General features: G+C 58.6%; 36 protein-coding genes and 1 tRNA gene. 36 read left to right on the top strand and 1 reads right to left on the bottom strand.

From position 1 onward, the window contains the following. The 23 genes from LQ231_RS27180 to LQ231_RS27070 form a co-directional block, all read left to right on the top strand. Positions 1-3,134: hypothetical protein (locus LQ231_RS27180; protein ID WP_230175456.1), on the top strand; the 3,134-nt coding region annotated here is incomplete at its 5' end. A 9-nt stretch (positions 3,135-3,143) separates the two neighbouring features. Then, positions 3,144-4,397 carry a tail fiber protein gene (locus tag LQ231_RS27175; protein ID WP_230175454.1) on the top strand — a complete coding sequence of 418 codons (1,254 nt, stop codon included), beginning with the start codon at positions 3,144-3,146 and terminating at the stop codon, positions 4,395-4,397. A gap of 9 nt (positions 4,398-4,406) precedes the next feature. Continuing rightward, complete coding sequence (locus tag LQ231_RS27170; RefSeq protein WP_230175452.1) at positions 4,407-4,913, top strand: hypothetical protein; 507 nt, start codon at positions 4,407-4,409, stop codon at positions 4,911-4,913. Next, positions 4,913-5,260 carry a hypothetical protein gene (locus LQ231_RS27165; RefSeq protein WP_230175450.1) on the top strand — a complete coding sequence of 116 codons (348 nt, stop codon included), beginning with the start codon at positions 4,913-4,915 and terminating at the stop codon, positions 5,258-5,260. Before LQ231_RS27170 ends, LQ231_RS27165 begins: the two co-directional genes overlap by 1 nt. 161 nt (positions 5,261-5,421) lie before the next feature. After that, positions 5,422-5,661, top strand: a complete 240-nt coding sequence (locus LQ231_RS27160; protein WP_230175448.1) for a hypothetical protein — start codon at positions 5,422-5,424, stop codon at positions 5,659-5,661. After that, a complete protein-coding gene (locus tag LQ231_RS27155; protein WP_230175447.1) occupies positions 5,658-6,002 on the top strand; it encodes a hypothetical protein in 345 nt (114 codons plus the stop codon). Before LQ231_RS27160 ends, LQ231_RS27155 begins: the two co-directional genes overlap by 4 nt. Continuing rightward, positions 5,963-6,421 carry an NUDIX domain-containing protein gene (locus tag LQ231_RS27150; RefSeq protein ID WP_230175446.1) on the top strand — a complete coding sequence of 153 codons (459 nt, stop codon included), beginning with the start codon at positions 5,963-5,965 and terminating at the stop codon, positions 6,419-6,421. Before LQ231_RS27155 ends, LQ231_RS27150 begins: the two co-directional genes overlap by 40 nt. After that, positions 6,421-6,945 carry an AAA family ATPase gene (locus tag LQ231_RS27145; RefSeq protein ID WP_230175445.1) on the top strand — a complete coding sequence of 175 codons (525 nt, stop codon included), beginning with the start codon at positions 6,421-6,423 and terminating at the stop codon, positions 6,943-6,945. The genes LQ231_RS27150 and LQ231_RS27145 overlap by 1 nt, the downstream gene beginning before the upstream one ends. Next, a complete protein-coding gene (gene terL / locus LQ231_RS27140; protein WP_230175444.1) occupies positions 6,938-8,932 on the top strand; it encodes a phage terminase large subunit in 1,995 nt (664 codons plus the stop codon). The genes LQ231_RS27145 and terL overlap by 8 nt, the downstream gene beginning before the upstream one ends. A 260-nt stretch (positions 8,933-9,192) precedes the next feature. Beyond that, positions 9,193-9,357, top strand: coding sequence for a hypothetical protein (locus LQ231_RS27135; RefSeq protein WP_230175443.1), 165 nt, complete (start codon positions 9,193-9,195; stop codon positions 9,355-9,357). Between the two features lie 1,420 nt (positions 9,358-10,777). Continuing rightward, positions 10,778-10,927: a hypothetical protein gene (locus LQ231_RS27130; RefSeq protein WP_230173185.1), complete on the top strand. Its 150-nt coding sequence runs from the start codon at positions 10,778-10,780 to the stop codon at positions 10,925-10,927. 44 nt (positions 10,928-10,971) lie between these two features. Continuing rightward, the gene (locus tag LQ231_RS27125; protein ID WP_230173183.1) at positions 10,972-11,277 is read left to right on the top strand and encodes a hypothetical protein; all 306 of its coding nucleotides are present in this window, start codon (positions 10,972-10,974) and stop codon (positions 11,275-11,277) included. Beyond that, entirely contained in the window at positions 11,274-11,579 is a 306-nt protein-coding gene (locus LQ231_RS27120) for a hypothetical protein (RefSeq protein WP_230175442.1), read from the top strand. Before LQ231_RS27125 ends, LQ231_RS27120 begins: the two co-directional genes overlap by 4 nt. A 9-nt stretch (positions 11,580-11,588) precedes the next feature. Further along, complete coding sequence (locus tag LQ231_RS27115; RefSeq protein ID WP_230173181.1) at positions 11,589-11,810, top strand: hypothetical protein; 222 nt, start codon at positions 11,589-11,591, stop codon at positions 11,808-11,810. Beyond that, the gene (locus LQ231_RS27110; RefSeq protein ID WP_230173180.1) at positions 11,807-12,133 is read left to right on the top strand and encodes a hypothetical protein; all 327 of its coding nucleotides are present in this window, start codon (positions 11,807-11,809) and stop codon (positions 12,131-12,133) included. The genes LQ231_RS27115 and LQ231_RS27110 overlap by 4 nt, the downstream gene beginning before the upstream one ends. Continuing rightward, complete coding sequence (locus tag LQ231_RS27105; RefSeq protein WP_230173179.1) at positions 12,130-12,489, top strand: hypothetical protein; 360 nt, start codon at positions 12,130-12,132, stop codon at positions 12,487-12,489. The genes LQ231_RS27110 and LQ231_RS27105 overlap by 4 nt, the downstream gene beginning before the upstream one ends. Positions 12,490-12,537: 48 nt before the next feature. Beyond that, positions 12,538-13,446 (top strand): hypothetical protein, encoded by a 909-nt coding sequence (locus LQ231_RS27100; RefSeq protein WP_230175440.1) that lies wholly within the window; start codon positions 12,538-12,540, stop codon positions 13,444-13,446. A 584-nt stretch (positions 13,447-14,030) separates the two neighbouring features. After that, entirely contained in the window at positions 14,031-14,240 is a 210-nt protein-coding gene (locus tag LQ231_RS27095; RefSeq protein WP_230173177.1) for a hypothetical protein, read from the top strand. Between the two features lie 36 nt (positions 14,241-14,276). Then, on the top strand, positions 14,277-14,630 hold the full coding sequence (locus LQ231_RS27090; protein WP_230173176.1) for a hypothetical protein: 354 nt from the start codon (positions 14,277-14,279) through the stop codon (positions 14,628-14,630). A 177-nt stretch (positions 14,631-14,807) separates the two neighbouring features. Then, complete coding sequence (locus tag LQ231_RS27085; protein ID WP_230173175.1) at positions 14,808-15,275, top strand: hypothetical protein; 468 nt, start codon at positions 14,808-14,810, stop codon at positions 15,273-15,275. Positions 15,276-15,585: 310 nt separating this feature from the next. Continuing rightward, positions 15,586-16,002 (top strand): hypothetical protein, encoded by a 417-nt coding sequence (locus LQ231_RS27080; RefSeq protein ID WP_230173174.1) that lies wholly within the window; start codon positions 15,586-15,588, stop codon positions 16,000-16,002. After that, positions 15,971-17,227, top strand: coding sequence for a site-specific integrase (locus LQ231_RS27075; RefSeq protein ID WP_230173173.1), 1,257 nt, complete (start codon positions 15,971-15,973; stop codon positions 17,225-17,227). Before LQ231_RS27080 ends, LQ231_RS27075 begins: the two co-directional genes overlap by 32 nt. Continuing rightward, a complete protein-coding gene (locus LQ231_RS27070) occupies positions 17,224-17,664 on the top strand; it encodes a hypothetical protein (protein WP_230173171.1) in 441 nt (146 codons plus the stop codon). The genes LQ231_RS27075 and LQ231_RS27070 overlap by 4 nt, the downstream gene beginning before the upstream one ends. Here the strand turns inward: LQ231_RS27070 and LQ231_RS27065 are convergent. Next, positions 17,628-17,712, bottom strand: a tRNA-Leu gene (locus LQ231_RS27065). The two genes, LQ231_RS27070 and LQ231_RS27065, sit on opposite strands and share 37 nt — an antisense overlap. An 823-nt stretch (positions 17,713-18,535) precedes the next feature. Here LQ231_RS27065 and LQ231_RS27060 point away from each other — a divergent pair. The 13 genes from LQ231_RS27060 (at position 18,536) to LQ231_RS27000 (ending at position 25,323) form a co-directional block, all read left to right on the top strand. Next, complete coding sequence (locus LQ231_RS27060; RefSeq protein ID WP_230169817.1) at positions 18,536-18,739, top strand: hypothetical protein; 204 nt, start codon at positions 18,536-18,538, stop codon at positions 18,737-18,739. 46 nt (positions 18,740-18,785) lie between these two features. Beyond that, the gene (locus LQ231_RS27055; protein ID WP_230169816.1) at positions 18,786-21,305 is read left to right on the top strand and encodes a DNA-directed RNA polymerase; all 2,520 of its coding nucleotides are present in this window, start codon (positions 18,786-18,788) and stop codon (positions 21,303-21,305) included. 131 nt (positions 21,306-21,436) lie between these two features. After that, on the top strand, positions 21,437-21,745 hold the full coding sequence (locus LQ231_RS27050; protein ID WP_230169815.1) for a hypothetical protein: 309 nt from the start codon (positions 21,437-21,439) through the stop codon (positions 21,743-21,745). Positions 21,746-21,761: 16 nt separating this feature from the next. Continuing rightward, positions 21,762-22,382, top strand: a complete 621-nt coding sequence (locus LQ231_RS27045; protein ID WP_230169814.1) for a hypothetical protein — start codon at positions 21,762-21,764, stop codon at positions 22,380-22,382. Next, positions 22,382-22,618 carry a hypothetical protein gene (locus tag LQ231_RS27040; RefSeq protein WP_230169813.1) on the top strand — a complete coding sequence of 79 codons (237 nt, stop codon included), beginning with the start codon at positions 22,382-22,384 and terminating at the stop codon, positions 22,616-22,618. The genes LQ231_RS27045 and LQ231_RS27040 overlap by 1 nt, the downstream gene beginning before the upstream one ends. Before the next feature lie 86 nt (positions 22,619-22,704). Next, a complete protein-coding gene (locus LQ231_RS27035; RefSeq protein ID WP_230169812.1) occupies positions 22,705-23,190 on the top strand; it encodes a hypothetical protein in 486 nt (161 codons plus the stop codon). A 73-nt stretch (positions 23,191-23,263) separates the two neighbouring features. Next, positions 23,264-23,470 (top strand): hypothetical protein, encoded by a 207-nt coding sequence (locus LQ231_RS27030; RefSeq protein ID WP_230169811.1) that lies wholly within the window; start codon positions 23,264-23,266, stop codon positions 23,468-23,470. Then, the gene (locus tag LQ231_RS27025) at positions 23,467-23,970 is read left to right on the top strand and encodes an N-acetylmuramoyl-L-alanine amidase (RefSeq protein WP_230169810.1); all 504 of its coding nucleotides are present in this window, start codon (positions 23,467-23,469) and stop codon (positions 23,968-23,970) included. The genes LQ231_RS27030 and LQ231_RS27025 overlap by 4 nt, the downstream gene beginning before the upstream one ends. 27 nt (positions 23,971-23,997) lie before the next feature. Further along, the gene (locus LQ231_RS27020) at positions 23,998-24,243 is read left to right on the top strand and encodes a helix-turn-helix domain-containing protein (protein ID WP_230169809.1); all 246 of its coding nucleotides are present in this window, start codon (positions 23,998-24,000) and stop codon (positions 24,241-24,243) included. 91 nt (positions 24,244-24,334) lie between these two features. Continuing rightward, positions 24,335-24,514, top strand: a complete 180-nt coding sequence (locus LQ231_RS27015) for a hypothetical protein (RefSeq protein WP_230175438.1) — start codon at positions 24,335-24,337, stop codon at positions 24,512-24,514. Further along, positions 24,511-24,723, top strand: a complete 213-nt coding sequence (locus LQ231_RS27010) for a hypothetical protein (RefSeq protein ID WP_230175436.1) — start codon at positions 24,511-24,513, stop codon at positions 24,721-24,723. The genes LQ231_RS27015 and LQ231_RS27010 overlap by 4 nt, the downstream gene beginning before the upstream one ends. Further along, positions 24,716-24,958: a hypothetical protein gene (locus LQ231_RS27005; RefSeq protein WP_230175435.1), complete on the top strand. Its 243-nt coding sequence runs from the start codon at positions 24,716-24,718 to the stop codon at positions 24,956-24,958. Before LQ231_RS27010 ends, LQ231_RS27005 begins: the two co-directional genes overlap by 8 nt. After that, a complete protein-coding gene (locus LQ231_RS27000) occupies positions 24,955-25,323 on the top strand; it encodes a hypothetical protein (RefSeq protein ID WP_230175433.1) in 369 nt (122 codons plus the stop codon). Before LQ231_RS27005 ends, LQ231_RS27000 begins: the two co-directional genes overlap by 4 nt. The last annotated feature ends 2 nt before the right edge of the window (positions 25,324-25,325 follow it).

Genomic DNA, 25,325 nt, shown 5'->3' with positions numbered 1-25,325 from the left:
GCAAGGGGGCTCTGGCTTCCACCGTCGTCCTCGATCCCCATGAGGAGCGTCTGTCAGACATCATCGAAGAGTTCCCGACGCTCCAGAACCCGGTGACCGACTATCTGGCTTCCGACCCGGAGGACTCCACCGCCGAGGGCCGCTTCAAGAATGCCATCGAGTCCATCGGCCTGGACTTCGCCCTGGTGGGTGCCGTGAAGGTGGTCAAGCTCCTGAGGGCGGGGAAGCAGGATGAGGCCCTGAAGGAAATCAAGAAGCTGGAGGCCAATGATGTCGATCCTCTACGGCCAGATCCTATGGTCAACGTGGCAGATGAAGCCTCGCCGGTCGCCGCCGATGGTGAAGCCCCCGTACGAGCCGACGCTGAAGATCCAGGTGTACCGACCACCGGCAAGCTTGATCCCCAGGCCGCGCCGAAAGAAGACGTAACCGAGCAGATCGGCATGGGTCAGCCCATTGGTCCCAACGGCCAGCGGATCATCCCGACCGACGTCAAGGAGCCGGGTGTACTCCGCGTAAAGGAGGTCACCGACAAGGAACTGGACGACATCATCCGGGGTAGTCAGGCAGACACCCGTGCCATCAAGAAGTACGGATCGTTGTCTGAAGCCCGCGCCAACGGTTACAAGTTCGGAGCCAACACAAAGCTCCCGTGGCAGAAGCTCCGGGGTACCACTGAGGTCATGACGTTCGTGCGTCAGACGGCCAAGGTCCTGAAAGGACGCTATGATGTGGCTAAGGGTGGAGCCCGCCTGGGAGACGCCCGCGTCCGTGACGTAACCAATGAGCTTGCCGAAGCCTTCAATGAAGACCCAGCAGTAATCCTGGGACAGATCACGGAGATGGGTGAGAAAGCCGCCCAGGTGGTCCCCTACATGGAAGCCTCACTCCGTATTGGCAACAAGATGTTCCTGGATGCAGACCGTTTGGCTTCTGACATCCGCATGGGCAACCTCGACTCCTTCGCGGGGAACGCCGAGGCGGCACAGGTTGAACTCAAGGCGAGGATCGCAGCGGCGGTTGACGTCATGGCGAATGCCAACTCGATGCTGGCGAACTCAGGCCGTGCTCTACGCCGCGCCCGCAAGCAGTTCCGGGTGAGGGACGCAGACCTTGCCTCCATCAAGAACCTGGACCCGGCGAAGCTGGCGATCATCATGGAGAAGGCAGAGGGTGACCCGCGCAAGATCATGATGCTGGCAAACCGGAAGTGGTCTGACAGGGTGATGGATAACGCGACGTGGCACCTGACCAACGGTCTCCTCTGGCTCTGGCCTACCCACCTCGTCAACATGACCACCAACGCGGCGATGCTTGTCGCACGTCCCACGGAGAAACTCTTCGGGTCTACGGCACTCCGCCTGATCACTAAGGACGCAGGCAAGCGGGCAGAACTCTCGTCGGTCTCTAGGCAGGCACTTCGGGAGTATACCTATACGATGACCTCCCTGGCTGACGGGTGGTTTGCAGCCGTGGAGGCGTTCCGTCGAGGTGACTCCATCCTCTCTCCACACAACACGGAGTACTTCCAGGGTGGTACCAACACCATTGGAACTGAGGTGCTTCCGTGGCGTCCGGTGAAGAGTATCTGGGACCTCACCTACAATGCGTGGGTATCCGCCAACTACCGAAACATCGTGGGTCTCCCTACACGGGCTCTCGGTGGTGCCGACGAGATGTTCAAGACCATGCGGTACCGTGCAGTGGTACAGTCGAAGGCCGCGCTCGATGCCGCCGATATGAACCTGAGTGCGGCAGACGCCAAGGCCTACATCCAGAAGGCCCTCGACATGGCCATTGATCCTGACACTGGTCGGGCTCTCGATGCCAAGGCCCTGAGGGAGTCACAGATGGTCGGCTTCCAGCAGGATCTCGACTATGATGTGACCATCGGCGGCAGCTTGGGACGCTCCCTGGTTAGTGCTCGCCGCGTGGCTCCGGCACTCTCCCTTGTGCTGCCCTTTGTGAAGACCCCGGTGAATGTCATCCGGTACGGCATCAAGATGACTCCAGGCCTCAACTTGGCCCAGAAGGAGTTCCGCGATGCTCTGCGTGGAGTGGCCGGTACGGAGGCACAGGCCCATGCCAACGGTCAGATGATCCTCGGAAGCATGTTCGCAAGTCTGGCAGCAGGACTGGCACTCAGCGGCAAGTTCACTGGATCTGGCCCAAGCGACTTCAAGCTCAAGCAGGAGCTTATGGCTACTGGATGGCGTCCATATTCCTACGTCTATGAGGATGAGGACGGCAACACCAAGTACTTCCAGGCAGGCCGCTTTGATCCCGCTGGCATGGTGATGGGTATGGTGGCCGACGTGGTCTACCAGTCTCAGATCGATCCTGACCGGGACATGACTGAGGCGGCTGGCGCAATCGTCATCGCCCTCGCTAAGAACCTGGGGGAGAAGACCTTCCTTCTCAACCTCAACACGGCCATCCAGGCGGCTCTGGAACCGGACAAGAACCTCGCGAAGTGGGCAGGCAGAACGGCGGGCTCGATGCTCCCTGCAAGCTCTCTCATCCGAGGTCACAATCCGGACCCGTACCTCCGTGAGGCGAGGGGCTTCGTAGACAGTATGATGCGTGGGGTACCAGGACTCAGTGAGACCCTCCCCAAGAACTATGACGTCTTCGGAGACCCGGTGGAGAGAACTGTAGGCCTCATCGGCTCTCAGAACTCAGACATCGTGGAAGCGGAACACAACCGCATCATGCTCCAGACCAGCAAGGGTCTCGGGAAGCCGGACCCCAAGTTCGAAGGTGTGGATCTCCGGGACATCACCCTCAATGACGGTCTCAATGCCTACGAGGCGTTCCAGCAACTCAGCGGCCACCTCCCAGGACGGAAGTCCCTTAGACAGGTGCTTGAGCAAGAGATCAGAAAGGCCGGGTACCAGGATCTTCCGGATGGAGAAGCAGGGATCAAGGGTACCCGCCTGAACCGTCTCGGGGCGCTCGCCCAGAAGTACCGTGAGGCCGCTCGCAAGGAGCTTGTCCGCAAGTATCCGGAACTGAAGCCGTACATCAAACAGCGTCAGAAGGAGGCCCGTGGTGCCCTCATCACGAACCGTCAGACACGCCTCAATGGCGAACCTGGGGCCAGGGATCTCCTGGAGGCCCTGACACCAAGATAAGGATACAAAATGGCGTATAGCTACAATGAGGTCGGGGCAGTCAGCCCCGGCCAGGGCATAGCCGTGCCCTTTAAGTTCATCGACCGGGACCATGTGAGCGTCCTGGTGGATGGGGTGGTCACGGACAAGTACTCGTGGCTGAACAACGGAATGCTCCAAGCAACTGTTGGCTTCCCTTCTGGACAGGTTACCCGCGTCGAGCGAAACACTCCGGTGGCAATTCTCCAGGCGGTCCTCGAAGGCACAGCCGTCTTCGACTTTGAGGGGACCAACAACAACTTCAGCCTCCTTCTTTTCGTTCTCCAGGAGTACGCCGACAAGGAGACAACGCGAAACGAATTGGTCCAGGAACTCTTTGAGGGATTTGACCTCGTTGCCGAAGCCGTCCAGGAGGCGAAAGATGCGGCAGACCGTGCAGCCGACGAGGCCGCACAAAGTGCGCTGGCGACGATCCAGTCCGTAATCAACCAGATCCAGCAGACCGCAACCGCTGCACAACTGGCGGCAGATAATGCCACCTTGGCGGCTGAGAGTGCATCACTCCTTGCTCAACAGGCGGCGGAGAGCGCGGAACAAGCTGCATCCTTTGATCCAAACTTCTATTACAAGAAGACCGAAACCTACGCCAAGTCGGAGACATACTCCAAGGCCGAGACGTACTCCAAGTCAGAGACCGACACTGCCATCGCGGCGGCAGGGGTCCCAATTGGCGCATCCATCTATTGGAACAGTCCGACACTACCAAACGGATTCCTCAAGGAGAACGGCGCTGCCATCTCCCGCACGGTGTACCCGGAACTCTTCGCGAAGATCGGGATAACGTTTGGTGCCGGTGACGGGTCCACCACGTTCAACCTTCCGGACAGTCGGGCAGAGTTCATTCGCGGACTTGATGATGGTCGCGGGGTGGACGCAGGACGTGTTCTTGGCTCCTGGCAGGCCAGTCAGAACCTAAGCCACAATCACACGGGTACGACCGACACCCAAGGTTGGCACGGACACACTGGCTCGACCACGGCAAGCGGGGATCACACACACGGTGTTCCATCAAATGGCGCTGACTCCAATGCTGCATATGCTGACCGTGGTACCTCTGCCAGTAATGAGGCTTGGATCACCACGTCCCCAGCGGGCAACCACGCGCACTCTCTCTACATCGACGGTAACGGCAACCACGCGCACAACCTCACCATTGCGGCCAGCGGTGGGGCAGAGGCACGCCCGCGCAACGTGGCGAAACTCGTCCTGATCCGCGCTTTCTAAGGAAACCACATGAAGGTCTACAATTACGACCCTGACACCAGGGAATACGTCGGCTGGAGTGAAGCCGATGAGAGCCCGAGGCAACCGGGGGTATGGCTCATTCCTGCCTTCTCCACCGACACTCCACCTCCTGACCAGAAGTCGGGTTTCGTACGGAAGTTTGTGAATGGGGCCTGGATCTATTCACTGATCGAGCCCGAAGAGACAGACCCGGAGACGCCGCCTGATCCTGAACCGATCGATCCACTCACTCTCCCGATGGACCGTCTGACGTTCTGGTTGGTCGCAGCTTCGGCAGGGGTCTCGAAGTGGTCTGTTCGCGACCGCGTTGCAGGACTCCCGGAGGAGACGGTGGTCCAGAGGCGGGACAAATACGAGGCTATCGCATGGCTCGAAGAGGCCAAGCAGTACCGCCGCTATGACCTACTCCTCATGACCTTCGCCGAGGCTGAGGGCATCACGTCCGACATGCTGGACACTCTTTGGAAATGGGGCATCCACCAACAGGAGACATAATGGAAGACGATGAAGAAGACCTTGGTGCCCTGTTCGACCAGACGGGGAACGCCAGGGATGACGAGGCGCGTCCGACCGCAGGCCATAATCGAGGTCAGGCCGAGGACGATGCACTCGACGAGCTGGACCTAGAGGACATCATGAAGGAGGCACGACGTGACCTCCTCAAGGACCTCCTAAGGGCCGTCCGTGGTGGGTACGCAAGCCCCGCCGAGAAGAACACCCTCCGACAGATGCTCAAGGATAACGGCATGGTCATGGGTGACCCAATGGAAGGAGCCACTGGTGGCGAGAACAAGAAGAAAGCGGATCTCCCAACCTTCGACACTCCCGACTACGACCGATGAGCTACTCCCGCACTTCAAGTCCCTCCAGCGGCAGCACCAGATCACCATCCGAAGGATCGAGAACATTCAGAGGCAACTCGACGCGCTTCCCGAAGAAGCACCCGAGGAGCCAGCGAGACGGTCCCTGGTGGTCTGGTTCCGCGATCTCATAAGGATCTGACATGGCCGATGAGAGCCTACTCCGAGACCTCTACGCGGGGATCGCAGTCCTGAAGTCCCAGCAGTCAGAGATCAACCGTCGTCTGGGCAGCATCGAGAAGAAACTGGAAGAGGAAGAGGATGCGGCAGGCGAGAGTCTCGTGAGTTGGAAGACCTGGGCACTACAGACGGTAGGACAGGTACTCATGGTCACGGCTCTCGTCGCCATCGGAAAGGCAATAGGCGTGGAGTTCTCCTGGTGACACCGAAGCAGCGAGCCCAGTACATGTGGTCCTGCATCGAGAAGAACCGGGACGCCTACGTCTCATGGTACCTGATGCTCTCGTACCTCTACTACCAGTTGGACATCACGATCCTCCCTGACGAGGACTACAACACGCTGTGCGTCAAGCTCATCAAAGAGCTTCCCAGCATCGCCCACAGACACAGACACCTAGTCGATGAAGACAGCCTCAGGGCCGGTACCGGGTACTCCATAACGGAGTATCCGACCATCGCCATGAGCGCCGCTATCCGACTGGCGAAAGAGGACAGATACCTACAGTGGAACAAGAAGAGAAGAATCTGGGAGAAGCGAACGTAGTTTACGACAACACTCCCACAGTCGTCGCCGTGATCGTCCCGAAGGGATACAAGACGATCCTCATGGTGCGCCGTGGGAACGAGCCGAAGAAGGGCCTCCTGGGTCTGCCCGGTGGCTATCACATGCGCGGTGAAACGTGGCAGATGGCAGGAGCCCGAGAGGTCTACGAAGAGACCGGCTACGTCCTGACAAATCCCGAAGCCTACATGAAGCTCCTGAGTATGGAGACTGACGAGTACGGGAACAATCTGGTTATCGCGCTCTGGGAGGGACCAACCTTCCTCGATAGCACCTGGAGCCCCGACCCGGCTGAGACCCAGGAAGTTGTTTTCCAGGACTACCACATCCGGGACACCGAGTTCGCCTTCCCGCGTCACTGGTTGGCAGTCAAAGAGTACTTCGCGCCGGGGGCAGTCTGATGGAGGTGACCAAGGTCATTAATCTGTTCGCTGGTCCTGGGGCAGGGAAGTCCACAACGGCGGCAGGCCTATTCAACGTCATGAAGATGAAGGGCCACAAGGTGGAACTCGTTATGGAGTACGCCAAGGACCTCACCTACGAGCGCAATACGTCCCGCCTTGGGAACCAGATGACGATCCTGGGCGAGCAGTTCAACAGGCTTCACCGTCTGGTCGGACAGGTGGAGTGGATCATAACCGACTCCCCGCTTCTGCTAGGCACGATGTACGCCCAAGGTCCATTCAAGTCGGCTGGCTTCACTGGGACGGTCCTCTGGGCCTTCGAGACTTTCAACAACCAGAACTTCGTCATCAAGCGGACCAAGGAGTATCACCCGTGGGGCCGCAATCAGACTGAGGAGGAGGCCAGGGTAATCGACGCCAAGGTCACAGCCCTCCTGGACGGCCTGGGGATGCCATACGAGATGGTCGAGGGGGACGGCGAAGCCCCGATGGAAATCTATCGGAGGATCATGGATGTCTGATCTGCCCGAGCCATCGCCAGAGGTGAAGAAGGCCCTCAAGAAGTTCGTCCAGGTCCAGAAGCGGAAGCTGGGGAAGGATTGGAAGGAGAAGCTCTCTGCCGAGTTGACCGAGGAGACCACCAAGGCCCTCGCTCCGATCTTGAACATAAAGGACCCCCTGAAGGAGCCCCGCAAGGAGCGCCTCAAGTCCACCACCACTCACCACAACGTCGAGATTTTCAATGACCCCGTCAAGGATGACTTCCGCGTCTTCCTGACAATCCTCTGGCGGCACCTGAAGCTTCCTGACCCGACGCCGCTTCAGTTGGACATCGCCTACTACATGCAGCACCACCCCCGATCCGGGGAGATCGACCACCTGATCATCATGGCGTTCCGTGGTGCGGCCAAGTCGTGGATCACGGGTGCATACGTTCTATGGACGCTCCTCCGGGACCCCCAGAAGAAGGTCCTGGTCGCGTCAGGTTCCGCACGTCGTTCCGTGGCGTTCGTCAACTGGTGTCTCAACCTCATTGCCGAGATGCCGATCCTCCAGCACCTCCGTCCCAAGCCAAACCAGCGGCAGTCCTCCCAGGCGTTCGACGTGGGGCCTGCACGTCCTGACCAGACTCCCTCAGTGTTCGCTGTAGGTGTCACGGCGCAGATCGTCGGCTTCCGTGGTGACTTGATCGTCGGGGATGACGTGGAGACGAACACCAACTCCATGACCCCCGACATGCGGGAGAAGCTGGCAGACTCCGTCCGAGAGTTCGACGCCATCATCAAGCCGGGTGGACAGATCATCTTCCTGGGTACCCCCCAGACGGAAGCCTCGATCTACAACGTCCTTGAGAAGGAGCGCGGGTACGTCATCAAGATCTGGCCTGCACGTTACCCCAACGGCAAGCAGCGTCGATCATACGGCTCCAGGCTGGCCCGCTGGGTTAGCTGGATGTTGGAGAAGGACCCAACTCTACCCGGCACCTCAACCGAGCCTACGCGCTTCAGTGACGAGGATCTGAGGGCACGAGAAATGTCCTGGGGCAAGGCGGGCTTCGCCCTCCAGTTCATGCTTGATACGAGCCTTAGCGACGTCGAGCGGTACCCCCTCCGACTTGGCGATATCATGTGCATGTCTCTGGATCGCAGGACCGGGCCAGACCTCGTCTCCTGGGGCTCTGGGGACCACCTGGCACTCAAGGACGTCCAGACGATCAGCTTCGATGGGGACCGCGTCCACAGGCCTGCCAGCGTCTCTGACAGCTTCTCCAAGTGGGAGCAAATCGTTGCCTTCATCGACCCCTCAGGCAAGGGCAAGGATGAGACCACGCTTACGATTGTCGCCGTGCTGCACTCCACCGCGTACTGCCTCAAGCAGGCGGGCTGGCTGGACGGTCACGGGGAGAAGACCCTGAAGGAGATCGCCAACCTCCTGGTCCAGTTCAACGTGATGACTTGTCGCGTCGAGGAGGACTTCGGCCAGGGCATGTTCGCCCAGCTTCTCCAGCCCCACGTCAAGAAGGCCTGGGAGGAGACCCTGAAGCAGCAGCCCCGGCACCCCGAGGACAAGCGGAAGGCGACAGAGATCGTCACCGAGCGGGCCAAGAAGCAGCAGAAAGAACTCCGCATCATCCAGACCCTGGAGCCCGTCTTCGCGGCCCATCGTCTCGTGGTGGCCAAGGAGGTCTTCCTGGAGGACTACGCCACTACCCAGTCCCGTGACGGAACCGAGCTTCGGGACCGCTACAGCCTCATGTACCAGATCACACGTCTGGCCCGTGAGAAGGACTGCCTCACGCACGACGACCGCGTGGAGGGCCTTGCTGGGGCCGTGAGCATGGTCCTGGAACGGTTGGGCCTCATGCCCGCCGAGCAGGCTGAAAAGGCCGAGGAGGAACGCCGGGAGAAGGAACTGGCGAAGTTCTTCAAGGACGCCGATGAAGTCACCGGAGGCGGGGCCGGAAGACGTGCTCTCAGGCGTGGTCTTCGAGGTGGTGGTAGGCGCTAAAAACTTACAACCTGGAGAGGATTAATAGGCCTGTACTTAGAGGAGCCCCCCTAGGTAGCTACTACAGGGGTAAGACCTACAGGAGTTGGGAGAGACCATGTCTCTTCCTCTCCACCCCTTCAAGTTTGCCACTAAAGGCTTCTCTCTCAGTAGTGCTCAAAGTGACCTACTTCCTGTCTCCTCCTCCATGTCCTCCCTCATGTCTCCCCCTCTTGTATAGCGGGGTGGGATGGTAATCCTCCCTACTCAAGGTGCTCAATATGACCGACTTCCTGTTTCTCCTCCAGTATGACCCCAAGTTCCTCCTCCGGTACTACCTCGTGGTAGCCCAGGAGAAGGTGCAGGGTGCAATGAACTCCCTCCAAGTCCACATGGCCCGCCTCAAAGGGTATGGTGCTCCACTTCCCGGATCGCTCCAGGGGTAGCTCACGCGAGCCATCCGATTTACGTGACAACGCTGCGACTTCCCCCCTCTGGGGGTACGGCTGGGTAACGTGATAACATTACATGGCGGTGGCGGCTTCCAAAGGCCACTAGGCGGGGGTGCGCGGGGTGTAACCCATTGAGTTTCCTACACTTTGGACTTGCTTATGGATCAAGTACGCCCGCCACAAGCCACCATTCAGGCCCTAGGGTTGCGCATCATGCATGGCTCGCGGGGTACACTATGCGACATTGTGGGAGGTCGTTCTACAGATCGAATCAGTGACTCTTTTCGGTGACTTTGAGCATTCACTCATGGGGACCATGGGGAAGGGGTGAGGCATGGCCACCATCCACCCTAGACCATGAGGGCGACACAAGGCGGTCACTCTGAGCACTAGTGATGGTCTAGCGCCCGCATGGCCTGCCCTCATGTCCTGACCTCATGGCGCACCCTATATAGAGGCGTACGGCCTGCCCTCATGTCGTGGCCTGATGGTCCACCGGGAGACGGCGACACTATGGCGTTACATATGGTCTAGCGTGGCCTAATGAGGCGTAAGGCAGGGCGTAAAGGGAGACATTAGGGTAGAGATGATGCAGAAAGAACGACATTAAAACAGATACTTAGCGTTTTTATTCGCTATCAGTGCATTTTTCTGTTTACACACTACGACAAAGCACATAGTGTGGTTTTCACAAGAGAGGCGGTGACGCACTCTTGGGGGTCTAGGCCCCACGGTAACTGGCATGGCCGCCAAGCATAGAGAGCCAAGCCCCAGAGTGTGAGGAGCGCTTTGTATAACCTAAGGATGGCCCACGCGGAACGCGGGAAGGGAGAGACGCCAAGGGTGAGAGAGGTCTAGGGGTAAGCATCCCCTACTGACGAGACAAGCAAGTCGAAACCTCAAAGGCGGTCACAATGCGCAAGCTACGCTTTGCATACTACGCAATTACATGCGGCATGGACACGGCGCGGACGCTACAGCGTCTTGACGACATTCTGGCACGGATGAAAGCAGCAAGGAGCTACTGACAATGCGCACCATCTATCTAGGCGACACACTCCGCCGCAACCCTGACCAAAAGCCGACCACGCGCATTCACCACAAGACAGTCCAGATGGAACGCGCACCACGCGGAAACGACATGCCAGTCTTTGACAGATGGTCCTCAGGTGGTCGCGAGGACTATGAGGCCCCGACATACAGGGACGACGATGACGTGGTCCTAGTGAGACGCGGACGCGGGGCATACAGCAGGGCTTGAAGGCACCACAAAGGGCAGGCTTGCCGGAGCATACCGGAGCGCCCCGTAATGCGACCGCCACGCGATCCCAAAAAATCGTCCTCGTCGCTTCGCGACTCGGAGGGTGCCCCAAAAGACCCTCCTCATCACTCAGCTAACCATGGAGCCAGCACTGTGACGAAGTTGATCAACGCCTACCGCAAGGTACCCACTCCGACCAATCGAGCACGACTCCAGAAGTACCTGGAGAAACACCCGATGGCAGTAGTCATGGCCACGAAGGAGGAAGCTGAGTTCCTCAAGACGAACGACTTCCGCTTCTGACAACACTACGCATCTACACACCATCCAACCAAGGAGCCATAACCATGAGCGATAACCTGAAGTACGTCCGACAACTCCTCAAAGACGCAACCGATGCAGGCTTCACGCTGGTCTGCACGTACGGACACGGCGAGGACCCCGACTATACCGGAACGGACACCAAGTTGGCTCTGGAGGCTCTGACGGCCTGCGATGAGATGTACCTCCTGATCAAGCGGGACGGTAACACGGTGTCGCGAGCCTTCATCATCCCAGACGTGGTGAGTGACCCTGAGGAAGTCATCGCGGACTACGCGGGTGGCTGGATGGACGCATGGTGCAACGCCAACGTGAGGGAAGCGGCGATATGACCTGCCTCGACATCACCACAGACCACAAGTGGCGTCCGTTCAAGTACGACTACGAGGTTCCCACCAAGGTCCTCGAAGACAAGTACGAACACCTGAAGACAGACGAGGGGTATGAGCCCGACGGCTACTTCAAGTACCGGAACAACTGGTACCACCTTTCGGACTTCGCAACGATGCCCGAGAGGGACGTCACCGAGAAATGGCCCTGGCAGGCATGTCACGCAGATGGCTTCTTCTCAGGCGTCCTCATAGAGGTATCCAAAGATGGCGAGGAGTATCGGGTCGCAACGTACACAAACTGAGGTGACACTATGACAAGGTACACAGAGGAGGTCACGCGGGACGGCATCACGTACCGAGGTGTCCTGACCGAGCATCACCAGTACTGCGAGGAGAGCGTGACGGCAGATGGCGAGACCATCCACTGGGCTGACTTCCACGCGGTCCAACTCGGAGACGCTTCCCGGAGCGGCTACGTCAAGTCAATGACCAGCAGCATCGCATACAAGCACAGCAGGAGGACAGAGGCATGAGCAAGGAGCTGACTTTCGCCTACATGGAGATCCGCCCAGTCCATGAGGCTCACGGCCAGATCGTGAGCTACCCAACGTTCGAGGCGTACAAGGAGACAGGCAAGGAGGCCGACTACTGGACCATCTACGGGATTTCACCGGAGCATGAGGCGACCGCTATCGGCGACTTCAAGACCTTCAAGGATGCCGCGAAGATCATGTGGGCGATCTACGCACCACTCTGGAAGGCGCGAGATGCACACGCAGAGGGAGCGGAAGTCGAGGACGTGGTGTCCATCCTTGAGGATGCCATCAACCAGTGCAGCAACGAGGAGCGGATATGAGACGCTGGAAAGATCCACACAACAACTTCGGCGTTCTTTGGACAGCCGCAACCCGGAACTTCACCGTAGAGTGGCGCACGGAGCAGTCCTTCGAGAAGTACGATGGGGACGACGAGGACGGAAGCATACAGGCTGACTTGGACAGCGGCGAACTGGTCATGTTCGACAGCAGCATCAGGGTCCTGGATCACTACGGCAAGGAAATCGCAGCCGACTACCTGGGGGCCAGCGTCTACAAGAGCGGCGAGGTCCTGAAGTTCATCCACGATGGGTACTTCATGGACATGCTGAACATGGCCTGTTTAGGAGCGCGAGAGCACTACCAGAAGAGACCCGTACTACGCCCAGCAGCGTAAGACAACACTACGCATCTACACATCATCCCAACATCCAAGGAAGACACAATGAGCACTCACAACGAGGTTGCCCACGCTTGGGCCAATCAGACCGGACGCCATCGTAAGGGCTTTTCAATGTTCTACGAGGGCACCATCATCTATTCTTGGGGCCATCACTTCCCAATTGCGCGGATTGTAGAGACTGAAGAAGGCCCAGTGGTCCTCATGACCACCGAAGGATACTCGGTGTCCACCGCCAAGCACATCACCTACACCCGCCGCGCAGTCCAGCACATGAAGGTCTTCGACGTTCCCGGAGTCCGAGACATCGACTGGGGACTTCACAACGCACGGAACTACGTCGAACGGATCGTGGATCGCCTGGAGAAAGCCAAGCGAGCCCGCAAGTACGGCGACATGCACCTCCGCGAGGCACAGGACCTTATCGCTCAGGCCCAGGAGTACATCCGCCTGTTCAAGGTGGAGGGCTTCGAGTCCTTCAACTGGGAACCTGATGCCATCGTCGAGGGTGTCCGCGAGGCAGCAGCCATCCGCGCCGAGGCGGAAAACCGCGCCAGGATCGAGCGTGAGGCAGAGAACAGGCGCATCCGCCGAGAGGAGGTCTGGCCTGAGGTCAAGAACTGGCTGCGCGGCCAGAAGCAGACCATCGCCACACGGTACTACACCACCCGCCCGCTTCCCCGGATCATCGAGGACCGCGTCGAGACGACCTGGGGTGCATCCGTCCCATTGGAGGTCGCCAAGTCGCTCTACTGGCTGGCCGTCAAGTGCCGCCGCGAGCATCGCGAGTTCGTCCCCACCAAGACGATCCAAGCGGGAGACTTCAGGCTCTCTTCCATCAAGCCCAATGGGGACTTGGTGGTCGGGTGCCACGACATACCGTTCTGGTTCATGCGGTACGCCGCCTGCCGGAACAACATTCCAGCAATCCAACCACAAGGAGTTCCAGCTTGAGACACCTCCTGGAAGACACAGCAGCGTTCCTAGGCCTGATGACACTCGTGGCCGTAAGCGCCCTCATCCTCGTCTCTTTGACGTAGACACTACGACATTCCACACTCACAGAAGGAGAACAGTCATGCAATCTACAGCACTCACAATCTACAAGCCACCGGGACTCCCAGCGCTGGTTAACGAAGCAATCTTCACGGCCACTGCACTGGGTCTTGTTGGCACAGGTCGCACTCCGCAAGACGCTCGACGTGACCTCATGGAGAAGATCAGGCAGTCGGGAGAGCAGTGATGGATAAGACCCCATTCACTCCCAAACCCAACTCCTTCTTGGCACGTCTAGGAGTCCACTTCGTGGTCCAGCCTGGAGACAAGCCGATGGTAATCGGGCGCATCTCTAGGGTTGCGAAGAACAGGTACCAGTGGGTGCGCTACGCCAAGCCAGTACCCACCACGACCACCATGAAGACAGAGCCCGCCATCGCGGAGAAACACCACGTTCCCCGTCTCAACACTGCCATCTGGGCAGTACGCCTCAGCCACACCAACGCGACAGCCGCAACCAGCTAACACTCAAGGAACACACCGTGAAATCCCTCCACCAGCGTCTCACCACCCTCGACCAGCAGGGCCGTCAATACCTCCTCGACTACATCACCATGAGGAATGGCTTCGTGTACCGGAACGCCCATGTTCTCAGCCACAATGAGGAGTCCATCTTCATCAACCAGGAGGGGAAGAACGAGACGTTCATAAACATGGAGGACATCTCCACGGCCCAGATCATCAACCTCTAACCTACCACCAACCAGCCATCGAACAGGAGAACCATCATGGCCACAGAGAAAGACGCAAAGAACACCGAGAACAAGGACACCAAGGCTCCCCAGCAGGAGGAGCAGAAGGCTCCCGCCGTATGGGGAAGCTTCAAGATCGAGACTGGCATCGTACCGGAACGCGCCGGAGGCATCTCGAAGTACGACTGGGCATCGTTCCCTGCGCCAACCAAGCCGGATGACCCGCAGACCTGGCCCTCGGTCTTCATCCCAGACATCGGCGGCAAGACCATCTACAATTCCATCAACAAGTATCGCGAAAAGGTCCAGAAGGACGGCGGTACGGCTCCAGAGTTTACCGTCTCGGTGTCCAAGGACCCCAAGGGTGTGCGGGTTATCCGCAAGTCATAACGCCTCCCAGAAAATGAGGTGTTAAATCTCGCATTATACTACGCCTTGACACACAGTGTGGATAGGAGTATTGAAGTGCAACAGTTTCGCTTGACCTCCAGTTGAGCATCCTTGGGGGTTGGTCATGTCCTTCAGGCCAGCCCCTTTCCTTTTCCTAGAAGGACCGGAGAAGAGAATATGAACCGCATTGCAATCCATAAGGCAAACCACGAAGGCGCATTCCACATCGACGGCCTCACGGGTCAGGTGGTGACGCCTGTTGACGAGCGTCCCGACTGGGCAGAGGGATTCGCCGTTGCACTCCTGGGCGAGCGTACCGGGTGGTATGAGCAGCGCCTTGGTCAGCAGCTTCCCGAGAGCATCCGCAAGCCGGAGATGATCGACGCATCGGACCTGGGCTGGATCGCCTTCGACCACGAGGGCTCCGAGGTGGAGATCGAGGCAGACGCCGACCACCGCATGGACGTACTCGCAGGCATCCTCAACATCGACCGCGAGGACTTCGATGGGGAGAAGACCATCGGCAACGTCCTGGCCGAAGCTGAAGCCATCCACTCGTACAGCACCCACCCGACCGATGAGGCGACACTTGCTGAAGTCGAGGGCAAGAGCTTCGAGGAGGTCGCCAAGGCCGCTCAAGGCTAACCAGACGAGAACGCGAAGGAGGGGGCCAGTCTTGGCCTCCTCACCATCCAATCATCCATCTATCCATCATACACAGAAGCGTAGAATATGACCATTCTCCCGGTGTGCCTCCCGTCTATCACCTCGCTCCAAGATGCCGTGACGTTCGGGCTGAAGGCCTTTGAACCCGTTGACCTCTATAACTTCCTAAAGGACTATGCGGAGGGTAGAGACATCACCACATGGCTTGTCGCCTGGGTAGAAGATGGGGCTTGCGCACACTACGAAATGGCAGTATGTGTGGAGTCGCGTACAGATGGAGATGACACTCATGGCCACAACTTCCGACAATCGGGACACCTTGCGAGCTTACCTGGAGGCAAACCGCCGAGTTCAAGCCGCGCAGACTGAGGACACCCAGTACATCCCGATAACAATCCTCAACTCCTTTCTCGGAGTTGCTCTCTGGGGCGGGCTCACTTCTAAGGACGAGCCTACCCCACTTGAGGTGATAGCCGAACGTCTTTGCATCACGCCTCAGACACTCTCGACCCACTTACGATATCTTGGAGACAAGTACCGTGACGGTAAAGAAGGTATGGGTCTCGTGGAGCTAGATACCTACGTGCTCAACCGCCGAATGAAAGTCGCCAAGCTCACACCGAAGGGCAGGGCACTAGCCGACCAACTCATGTACATCCTTAGGGGAGCGACCAATGACAATCCGCCCCAGGGGCAAGGTATTTGAAGTCACGATCAACCGGGCTTCAGCACTCCCAGGTTTCACCCGCATCCGTAAGAGCGCCAAGACATTGGCCGAAGCGGAAGCTCTCGAAGTAGAGATCGAGACGGCCATCACCACCTACGGCAAGTGGCCTGTCTCTCCTACCGACAAACCCCTCCAGGTCCAGGCCGAAAGAGGACTCTACGCCGCCACCGCAGAGACCATCACGCGAAGCTTAGTGCGTCGTTCGGGAACTCTCCGTGAGGCCATGCAGATCGCCCTCGACACCCACTGGTACGGCACCCGGTACCACGCGTCAGTCCAGTACGTGGTTCCCCTAGTAGTGCAGTTCATGGAGGAGCGCGGGAAGCCGGACATTGACGCCATACTGTCTGAAGACATCGATGCCCTAGTGGTCCACCTAAGAGCTAAGAACCTAGCCCCCTCGTCCATCAACAAGTACCTGGGATCTCTCAGGGTTGTGAACGACGTTGCCCTCAAGCGCATCCCTCCACTCGCAACCGTGAAGCTCCCCATACCGCACGTCTCGGGGAAGCGGATAGAGAAGTGGTGGCTCAGGCCCGATGATCACCGAAAGGTCGTAACTTCCCTCCGAGATCCACTCGATGGTGACCTCATCACGGACCCGATGTTCGCTGACATAATCGACATCATCGTCTACCAGGGTCTCCGCGTCGAGGAGGTCCTCAGGATGGATGCCCGCATGTTTACCGGACTGGACACCAAGTCACCCTGGTTCAACCCAGCGGGTACCAAGACGTCTGACGCACAGAACGCCATCCCGGTCTACCCAGAGAGCATGGAGCCGATCCAGAGGTCCATCCAGAGGCAGAAGGACAACAGGTGGGGACGAATGTTCCCGATCACCCCACGGCAAGCAGGCGACAGATGGAACCACGTCAGGGAGTATCTGGGGGTAACCCACATCCCAACGGCGACCATGAAGTCTCTCCGCCGTACGTTCGCTTGGTATGCCAACTCTCGGGGTATGCCGACCGCGACCCTACAGAAAGTTCTTCGCCACAAGGGCATCGCCACAACGGCAGGGTACCTGGAGCTAGTAGGGGCAGGGGAGCTTGAGCAAAGCCGCCAGTACTTCACCGCACCGCAGCCACAGCAGGAGGCTCCACGAGGGAGCAACGTTGGGGAGATAATCAAGGCCTACGCTATGACTCCAGGGATCACCCCGGAGGAGGTCGCACGGTTCGCAAAGGAGTTGATGACTTGAAAGACAAGTACATAGACGAGAAGTTCGGGTACTGGTTCGTGTTCGGGGAGGGTCCAAACGGTGTGGACATCACGAGTAGCGACCAACAGATGGACACAGGCCCAGTGCCGAAGAGTGTCGCAGAGATCCTCATCCGAGAGCACAACAGGGTGCAGGCTCAACTGAGGGCGCTGGCCCAAGCCTTTGACCGTGCGTCACCGTCTGCATTCTCCGCATTCTGGTACGGCCAACCAACCGCGACTACCAAAGAGGCAATGGACGAGTCGCCCGCACTTTGTGAGCTTGCGTGGACAATCTACTGCGAGGAAACAGCGGGCGACATGCACGTAGTAGACTCTTGGGAGGCTCTACCCGTTCAGGTGAAGGAAAGGTACTTCAAGGAGGCCATGACGGCTCCGTATGGTGCCCCGCGCCGGAATCGAACCAGCACTCCGTGAGGAACCGCATTTTGAGTGCGGCGCGTCTACCAATTCCGCCAGCGGGGCATTATAGTGTCTCCATTAAGCGGAGACATTGGACGTGTCAACAGTATCACGACATGGAGTTTGGCTGGCAATTGGCTTGGCCATCTGTACCTACTTCCTGGGGCAGCAGGCAGGACAAAGTAAGGGCGAGGATAGGATGTCATCCGCTATCAACGGTGCATTCTCTCAGTGCCAGACCCAGGGTAGTTGGCTGTTGTGTCCGTCCCACATCCGCGCTATAGCCGCCACCGAGTGAAATGCCACAAACGCCACAGTGGCAGAACCTAACCCTTTGTAAACATTGAGTGTGCCACCGTCCAACACAGGACTCAAAAGCAACTCCCCATACTACGATCTTGCACACAATGTGCCGAATATGGTAAGGACCTCAGTCATGCGCTTCTGCATCGTCACTACGCATCTACAGACCCTGGTCGCTCGCATCCGCCGAGTTGTGCCACCGAATGCCACAGCCTGGAGACCCTACGCTTCGACCGGAAGCAACCTCTCTCAGGACGAAAAGTGGAGGAGCCTCAAGCTCCGTAAGCGGCGCATGAAGGTGGACTCTGAGGGACGTTGGTGGCTGATAGAGGAGCGCCAGTGCATGTACACGGGAGCCATCTTCCGGAGAACTAGAAGGATCACGGAATGAAAGACCACCACTGCCGAATCAAAACAGTGACCCTACGTCCTGGACGAGAGGTATTCCCTGCCGCCCAGAAGACCGTACGAGTTACTCCAGGGGACTACTTCCGGAAGGTATCCGCTCTGGTCTGGGAGCGTACCGACCTCTCTACCTACGTCAGAACTTCACGCTGACACTACGCATCTACATGGAGTCGAAATGATCAAAGCAGCAGCATTCACAATCTTCATCGTATCCCCGCTCGGGCACGTAGAGCCTCTCACACAGAGACCCGACCAGTATAACCGCTTTACCACGGAGGAGGCGTGTCAGGAGGCCAAAGTTCTGGTGAAGGACGCCCTGAAGCAGGAGCAGATGAACCTCCATCTTGCCTGCCTACCTTCGTCGTTCCAGAGGGACTGACCTCTCTTTAATTGCACACTACGACATTACAGCACGAGGAATATCCATGAACCAGCACGTCGAAATCGCGGCACACCTCCACACTCGCTGGGAGGATCAAGTGGCACTCGAAGAGGAGATGCTGACTGAGGGGAAGAAACGCGCCCAGCAAAGGATCGACAAGGCCAAGGAGAAGCAGGACATGACACGCCTGCGTCCGTACCGGAGTCTGGTCACCGAGTGGGTCACGCCAGTGGCAGACGGCCTGAAGGATTGGATCACGAAGGCAGGGACTAAGCGCGGCGTGAAGCCCATCGCACTACCACGTCTTCAGGAGCTTGACCCCGAAGTCGCCGCCCTGGTCGCGCTCCGAGCGATCCTCCGCATGATGGCCATTGAGCAGCGGCACGTCCTGGCCATCGCCGTAGAGATCGGCACATGGTGCGAACATGAGGCCCGCTGCAAGAAGTGGAAGGAGGAGGAGCCGGAGGACTGGAAGAAGACCGCCGCACACTATGCCGAGCGAGGCTCCAACGCGGCACACCAGCGCCGTTCCCGTATCTCCCTATTCAACAAGTACATCTGGGAGAAGATCGGATGGATCGAGTGGACCGAGACCGACCGTCAACGGGTAGGGCTGGAACTCATCAACATCGTCATCACGAAGACCCGCCGCTTCTACATCGCACAGGACCCGTCCTGGGTACCTAAGAAGGGAAAGAGCTACGGCTACATGAAGCGTCCTTACATCCTGGAGGCAGACGAGGGTCTACTCACATGGATTAAGACGGCGATGGACGGAGAGCTTGTCTTCGCACCGACCTACATGCCAACCCTCATTCCGCCCTTGTCGTGGACCGGCCCGCGTGACGGCGGATACTACACACCATTCGTGAAGCCACCCTTCATGATCCGCTTCAAGGCGAACCACCAGGACCAGCGTCAGAACGCCCTGGAGGAGTACGAGGCGCTGGACATGCCGGAGGTCTACAAGGCCCTCAACCGTGTGCAGTCCACACCGTGGAAGATCAACCAGCGGGTACTCGACGTAGCCAAGTACTTCTGGGACCGCGACCTCGCGCTTGCCGGTATCCCACATCAGGAGGAGGAAAACGTAGAGGAACGTCCAGCCCACCTCACAGACGAGGATAAGGGGACGGAGGAGTACATCGCCTGGGCACGTCGAGCCTCCGCCGCAAGGGCCAGGAATGCACAGCGGATCTCCGTCGCGATGTCCTTCGAGAGAACCCTCAATATGGCCGTCCGCTTCAGCAAGGAGCCTGAGTTCTTCTTCCCGCACATGCTGGACTTCCGGGGACGCATGTACCCGATCCCGTCCGATCTCTCTCCTCAAGGGGCAGACTTCCACCGAGGCGTCCTGACGTTCTCCCGTGGGAAGCCAATTGACGGTGACGATGCACAGTGGCTCGCCATTCACCTCGCTAACACCTTCGGGGTGGACAAGGTGGCATATGATGACCGCGTGGCATGGACGACCGAGAGGAACGACATGTGGAGGTCCATCGCGGCTGACCCGACCGGCGACCGGAGGTGGATCGGAGATGATGACGACGACAACTGGCAGCGCCTTGCGGCAATCCTAGAGTGGGCGAGGTGGCTCGAAGAGGGGGAAGGTATGGTTTCCTCCCTCCCAATCCGCGTGGACGGAACCTGTAACGGTATCCAGCATCTCAGCGCCATGGTCCTGGACGAGAAGGGTGCCGCCTCGGTTAACCTGATCCCTGGCGACAAGCCGAATGACATCTACCAGGACGTGGCCGACAAGGTGACCGAGGAGCTATTCCACCGGATGCCGGATCGCTTCGCCGGTCTCTGGCTGGAGTTGTTCGATGGGAGGGCAAAGCGCGATGTTACCAAGCGCCCCGTGATGATCCTGCCGTACGGTGGGACCAAGAACGCATACTTCCGGTACACCCTGGAGTGGCTCAAGAAGAATGACCCCGATGGGATCATCAAGGGGCTAGATCGGGAGGACAGGAATGCCGCGATCACATACCTGACAGACATCCTTTGGGTCTCCGTATCGGGTACCGTGACTAAGGCCGTCGAGGTCATGACGTGGCTCAAGGACTGCGCCAAGGTGGCATCCAAGAAGGGCCTTCCTCTCTGGTGGAGGACACCGGCTGGCTTCTACGTGCGCCAGTTCTACGCGAAGATGCAGGATGATCAGATCAAAACCAACCTTGATGGGCAGACTATAAAGTTGTCCACCCGAACAGAGACTAAGGAGCTTGACACAGCAAGTCAGGCCCGAGGGATCGCTCCGAACTTCGTCCACTCAATGGATGCCGCCGCCTTGATGCTCTGCGTCAACATCGCCGCTGATCGTGGGGTGGAAAGCTTCACGTCAATCCACGATGCCTACGGGACCGTTTGCGCGGACATGTGGCACCTCGAAGCATCGATCCGACAGGCCTTCATATGGACCTACTCCGAGCCCGTCCTGGAGAACTTCCTGGACGCCTGCCGCCAAGTCGCTGGCCCTCGCGCCGAGTTTCCCCCGCTGCCCTCCTTCGGCAACCTAAACCTAGAGGACGTCGCCTCTTCGCTCTATTTTTTCGCCTGACACTACGACATTACAAACAATAGGACTGTACTTGAAAATCCCATATCGCCAGCTTCCTTCACGACAACACAACGTCCAACACTACGACATTGTTCCGTGATGGGGCTGGCCTTTTCAAGCGAGCACGAGGAATGACCAACTCACTGTCTAACCGCCTGGACCGCGACAAACTCTTGATGATCCCCAGGGACAGGGTGGCGAGCGTTGCTCACGCCCTTCTCAGCGGAGCCAACCATGAGCCCCCCGCCGAACTGACAGCAGGGATCGCCGTCCTCTTCTACGCAATCGCGGAGCGCAATGGCACCGACCCGGAGGAACTCTACCACCTGGGCCGGAAGCTGATCACCGATCCCTCCGCCTATCACGACAAGTCCAACGCCCAGATGGAATCCCTCCGCGACTTCTTCGGTCTGAGGGTCCGCAACGAGCCCGTCATCTAAGGAGACACCGAGACACATGGCAAAGTATCACATCTCGCCGGTAGGCCCACTGATCCACCCCTGGCTCAACAAGCCTGACACCAAGTTCAATTCCGATGGTCTCTTCCACACCGACCAGCGCCTCTCTGGTGACGCCGCCGAGAAGCTGGCAGCGAAGATCGAAGCCGCTTGCGTCGCCGCACTCCAGGAGCACACCCAGGAGATGAAGCCGGGTGAGGCCAAGAAGTGGAAGCTCTACGTTCCCTTTGAGCGGATCGAAGATGACGAGACCGGCGAGCCGACCGGAGACGTTGTGTTCTCCTACAAGCAGAACGCCAAGATCCCCTCGAAGAAGGAGACCTCCGGCTTCAAGGACGTCAAGATCGAACTCCGTGACTCCAAGGACAACGTCATCGACGTGTCTGTCTGGAATGGCTCCGAGGGCCGCGTGATGTTCTCGATGCGCCCCATCGTCATGGTCTCCTCCAAGGAGGTCGGGGTACGCCTGGACTTCGCCAAGGTACAGATCACCAAGCTGGCCAGTGGGTCCGGTGGTGGCGGTCGCGGCTTCGGTGAGGTCGAGGACGGCTTCGTGGCAGACGGTGAAGACCAGGGCTTCGGCCAGTCCGCCGACGAGGAACAGGGTGGTGACTACTGATGGGGAAACCTCGTCACCCGTTCAAGCGGGGTCAGACCATCCGCTGCATCCGCGCCCCTGAAGTAGGCATCCCGATCACCGAGGGGGAGAACTACACCGTCAAGCGGGCCTTCATCGGAGACCCAGACGGATGCGAGCGGACTGAGATCCCAGGGATGGAGAACACTCCTGGTGTCGAACTCGTGGAGCTTCCGGAGAACTACTTCACCGCAGATCGTTTCGAGGAGGCGCACTGATGGAGACTCTCCTCGTCTGCATCATTCTCGGTGTCATCGTGGCGGGTATCATTGAGGACCGCTACGGGTGGGACATGGAGACCTAGATGGGAGTCTCCAAAGGTAACTGGCGACAGGCACGGAAGGTGAATGCCCCCAAGACATCCCAGGAGGTCGGACTTCGGTTCGGCTTCCGGTCGGGACTTGAGGAAATGAACGCGAAGTTCCTGGAAGACCAGGGGGTGAAGGTCAGTTTTGAGTCGTTCAAGATACCATACACGGTACCCGAGACGCGGCGGAACTACACCCCAGACTTCCCACTGCCAAACGGCATCATCGTTGAGACCAAGGGCAAGCTGGAACCTAAAGACCGGGCCAAGCATATCCTCATCAAGCTTCAACATCCGGATCTCGACATCCGGTTCGTCTTTCAGCGGCCCTTCGACAAGATCATCAAGGGCTCCAAGACGACCTACGCAATGTGGGCTGAAAAGCATGGCTTCAAGTGGGCCAGCCGGATCATCCCCAAGGCCTGGATCGAGGAGCGGGGACCGAAGCGCAAGCCTGAGGATATTTTGGGTCTTGTGAAATAATTCCTATCGACAGAGGGGCAGAGGCACGTTAGGAGAATGTTCCTAGTTTGTTCTACCCAGAGGAGATTGAGTAATGCTTCCTACACCAACCCCACCGACCCTCAAAGATCGCCTGAACGCAACCCAAATGTCGCCCCTGGGTGGCGGGACCGATAGACAGGCCATCGAGTACGCGATGGGCCACCTGGAGGACTTCGAAGCGTTGAACTTCCTCAAGGACTGGCTCAAGGGGAAGGTCTGGCCCGAGTTCAAAGCGTGGGCAAATGGAGAGACAGATTGACCGTACCAATCAAGTACAAGACGCGGGAGAAGACCAAGAGGGTCATCCTGCACGACAGCCACACCAGACCAGATGTGTGCTGCACCGAGGACGTTCCGAGATGGTCCGTCCTGGCCCATGAGGGTGGCCTAAAGATGGGCATCCTTTCCATCGGCTACCAGTTCATCATTGAGCGGGACGGCAGCGTCACAGAGTGCCGCCCGCGTGACCTCGTAGGCTCCCACACCCCCGGCCACAACATGGACTCCATAGGGGTCTGCCTTGTAGGTGGCCGCGAAGAGGACGGCGGGGAAGGGGTGGACAACTTCACCCAGGAGCAGCGCCGAGCGTTCCTCCGACTGTTCAACGAACTGGTGCAACACTACGGCCCATTGGACCTGAAGGCGCACTCTGAGGTCCAGAGGTTCCGTCACCGCGACCATCCTCCGTGCCCACCCATCGACATGGATCTCCTCCGGGAGGACGTGGCTCTCTTCGCCCAGGGTATCGACTTGGGCTGACACTACGACATTACAGGAAGACAGCAAGTGACCCAGAACTTTCTCTCGGACGCCACGATCTACAACCTCTCTCCCCAACAGCGGCTCATCTACGACTACCTGATGACTGGCCGTGCGCTGACACGTCAGGTCGCGATCAACACGCTCAACGTCCAGGAGGTGACCACACGCATCTCCGAACTGAAGCGCCTCGGGCTGGAGATCAAGTCCCAGTTCAAGAAGGACTTCGGCGGTACCCGCTACAAAGCCTACTGGGTGGAGACCGAGAAGTGACAGCAGACGCAATCGTTGTGGTGACGATCTACCTGACCATCGTCCACATCCTAGCCTTCAAAGGCCTCCTCCACTTCATTACGGGGGACTGATGAACATCGACATCAAGAACTTCGGCCACTACCGGGTGACATCCCACGGTGGCCGTTCCTACCAGCTATTCAACCGAAGCACTGACCGCGTGATGGACATCAACCGGGACGACTGGGTGTACATCTCAGAGGTCGGTCTCGACGCCTGCATCCAGGTCGAGAAGGAGAAAACCGAGTGACCGAGAACAAGAAAGCAGCACAGGCCATTGCCTTGGCGCTCATCGACAAATGCGCAACGGATCTGCCCAGCGCACTTTATGAGGTCGCTACCATCATGGGCCGGGAAGTCACCATGACGTTCTCCGCCAAGCCGCTCATTGAGGACGTTGACGTGTCACTCAACCTGAGCCCGAAGGTGGGCATTGAGGGGGAGAGCGTCGTTGGCTGAACAGAAGAAGACATTCAAAGACACCCTGAGTGCTCTCCAGGTGTCGAAGAACAACTCAGACCTGGAGAACCTCGCACGGGCCTATGAGGCAGTGGACGCCCAGATCATCGAACTGGAGGGTCTCCGCCGTCGCATCGAGGCCGCAGCCGGTGACATCGAGTCGGGCACCAAGATGCCCGTCGAGGACGTCCGCAAGCTCTACGACGAGGCAATGGGTAGGGGGAAGCGTCTGTGACCCAGAACCGATATGCGTACCGGCTCCGTGGGGGCCTTCCAGTCGGACGGGTCACTTCGGACTACGCCGCCAAGGCACCAGCCACATCCGCCCTCTACGACCACATCCGTTACCTTGCCCGTGAGAAGGCGCGGAAGGAGGAGAACTACTCAGGCGGCTCCCTCACCAATGCGGAAGTCAAGAAGATCGCCGCCGAAGACTACCAACTGATCACCTATGTCCTGGTCGAGGAGACCGAACTGAACGACCTCCAAGAATCCGCCGACTGGCTCCGTCATCTGGAGAACGCCGGGGTGGACAACTGGGAAGGCATCTCGTTCGCCTACGAGCTTCAGCGTGAAGAGAAGGGCGAGGAAGAGGACTAACC

The organism is Rhizobium sp. CECT 9324, from assembly GCF_918741265.1.
In the GTDB taxonomy this organism is placed as follows: domain Bacteria; phylum Pseudomonadota; class Alphaproteobacteria; order Rhizobiales; family Rhizobiaceae; genus Allorhizobium.
The sequence above is the reverse complement of the archived record's forward strand: the minus strand, read 5'-3'. Positions and strand labels throughout refer to the sequence as shown.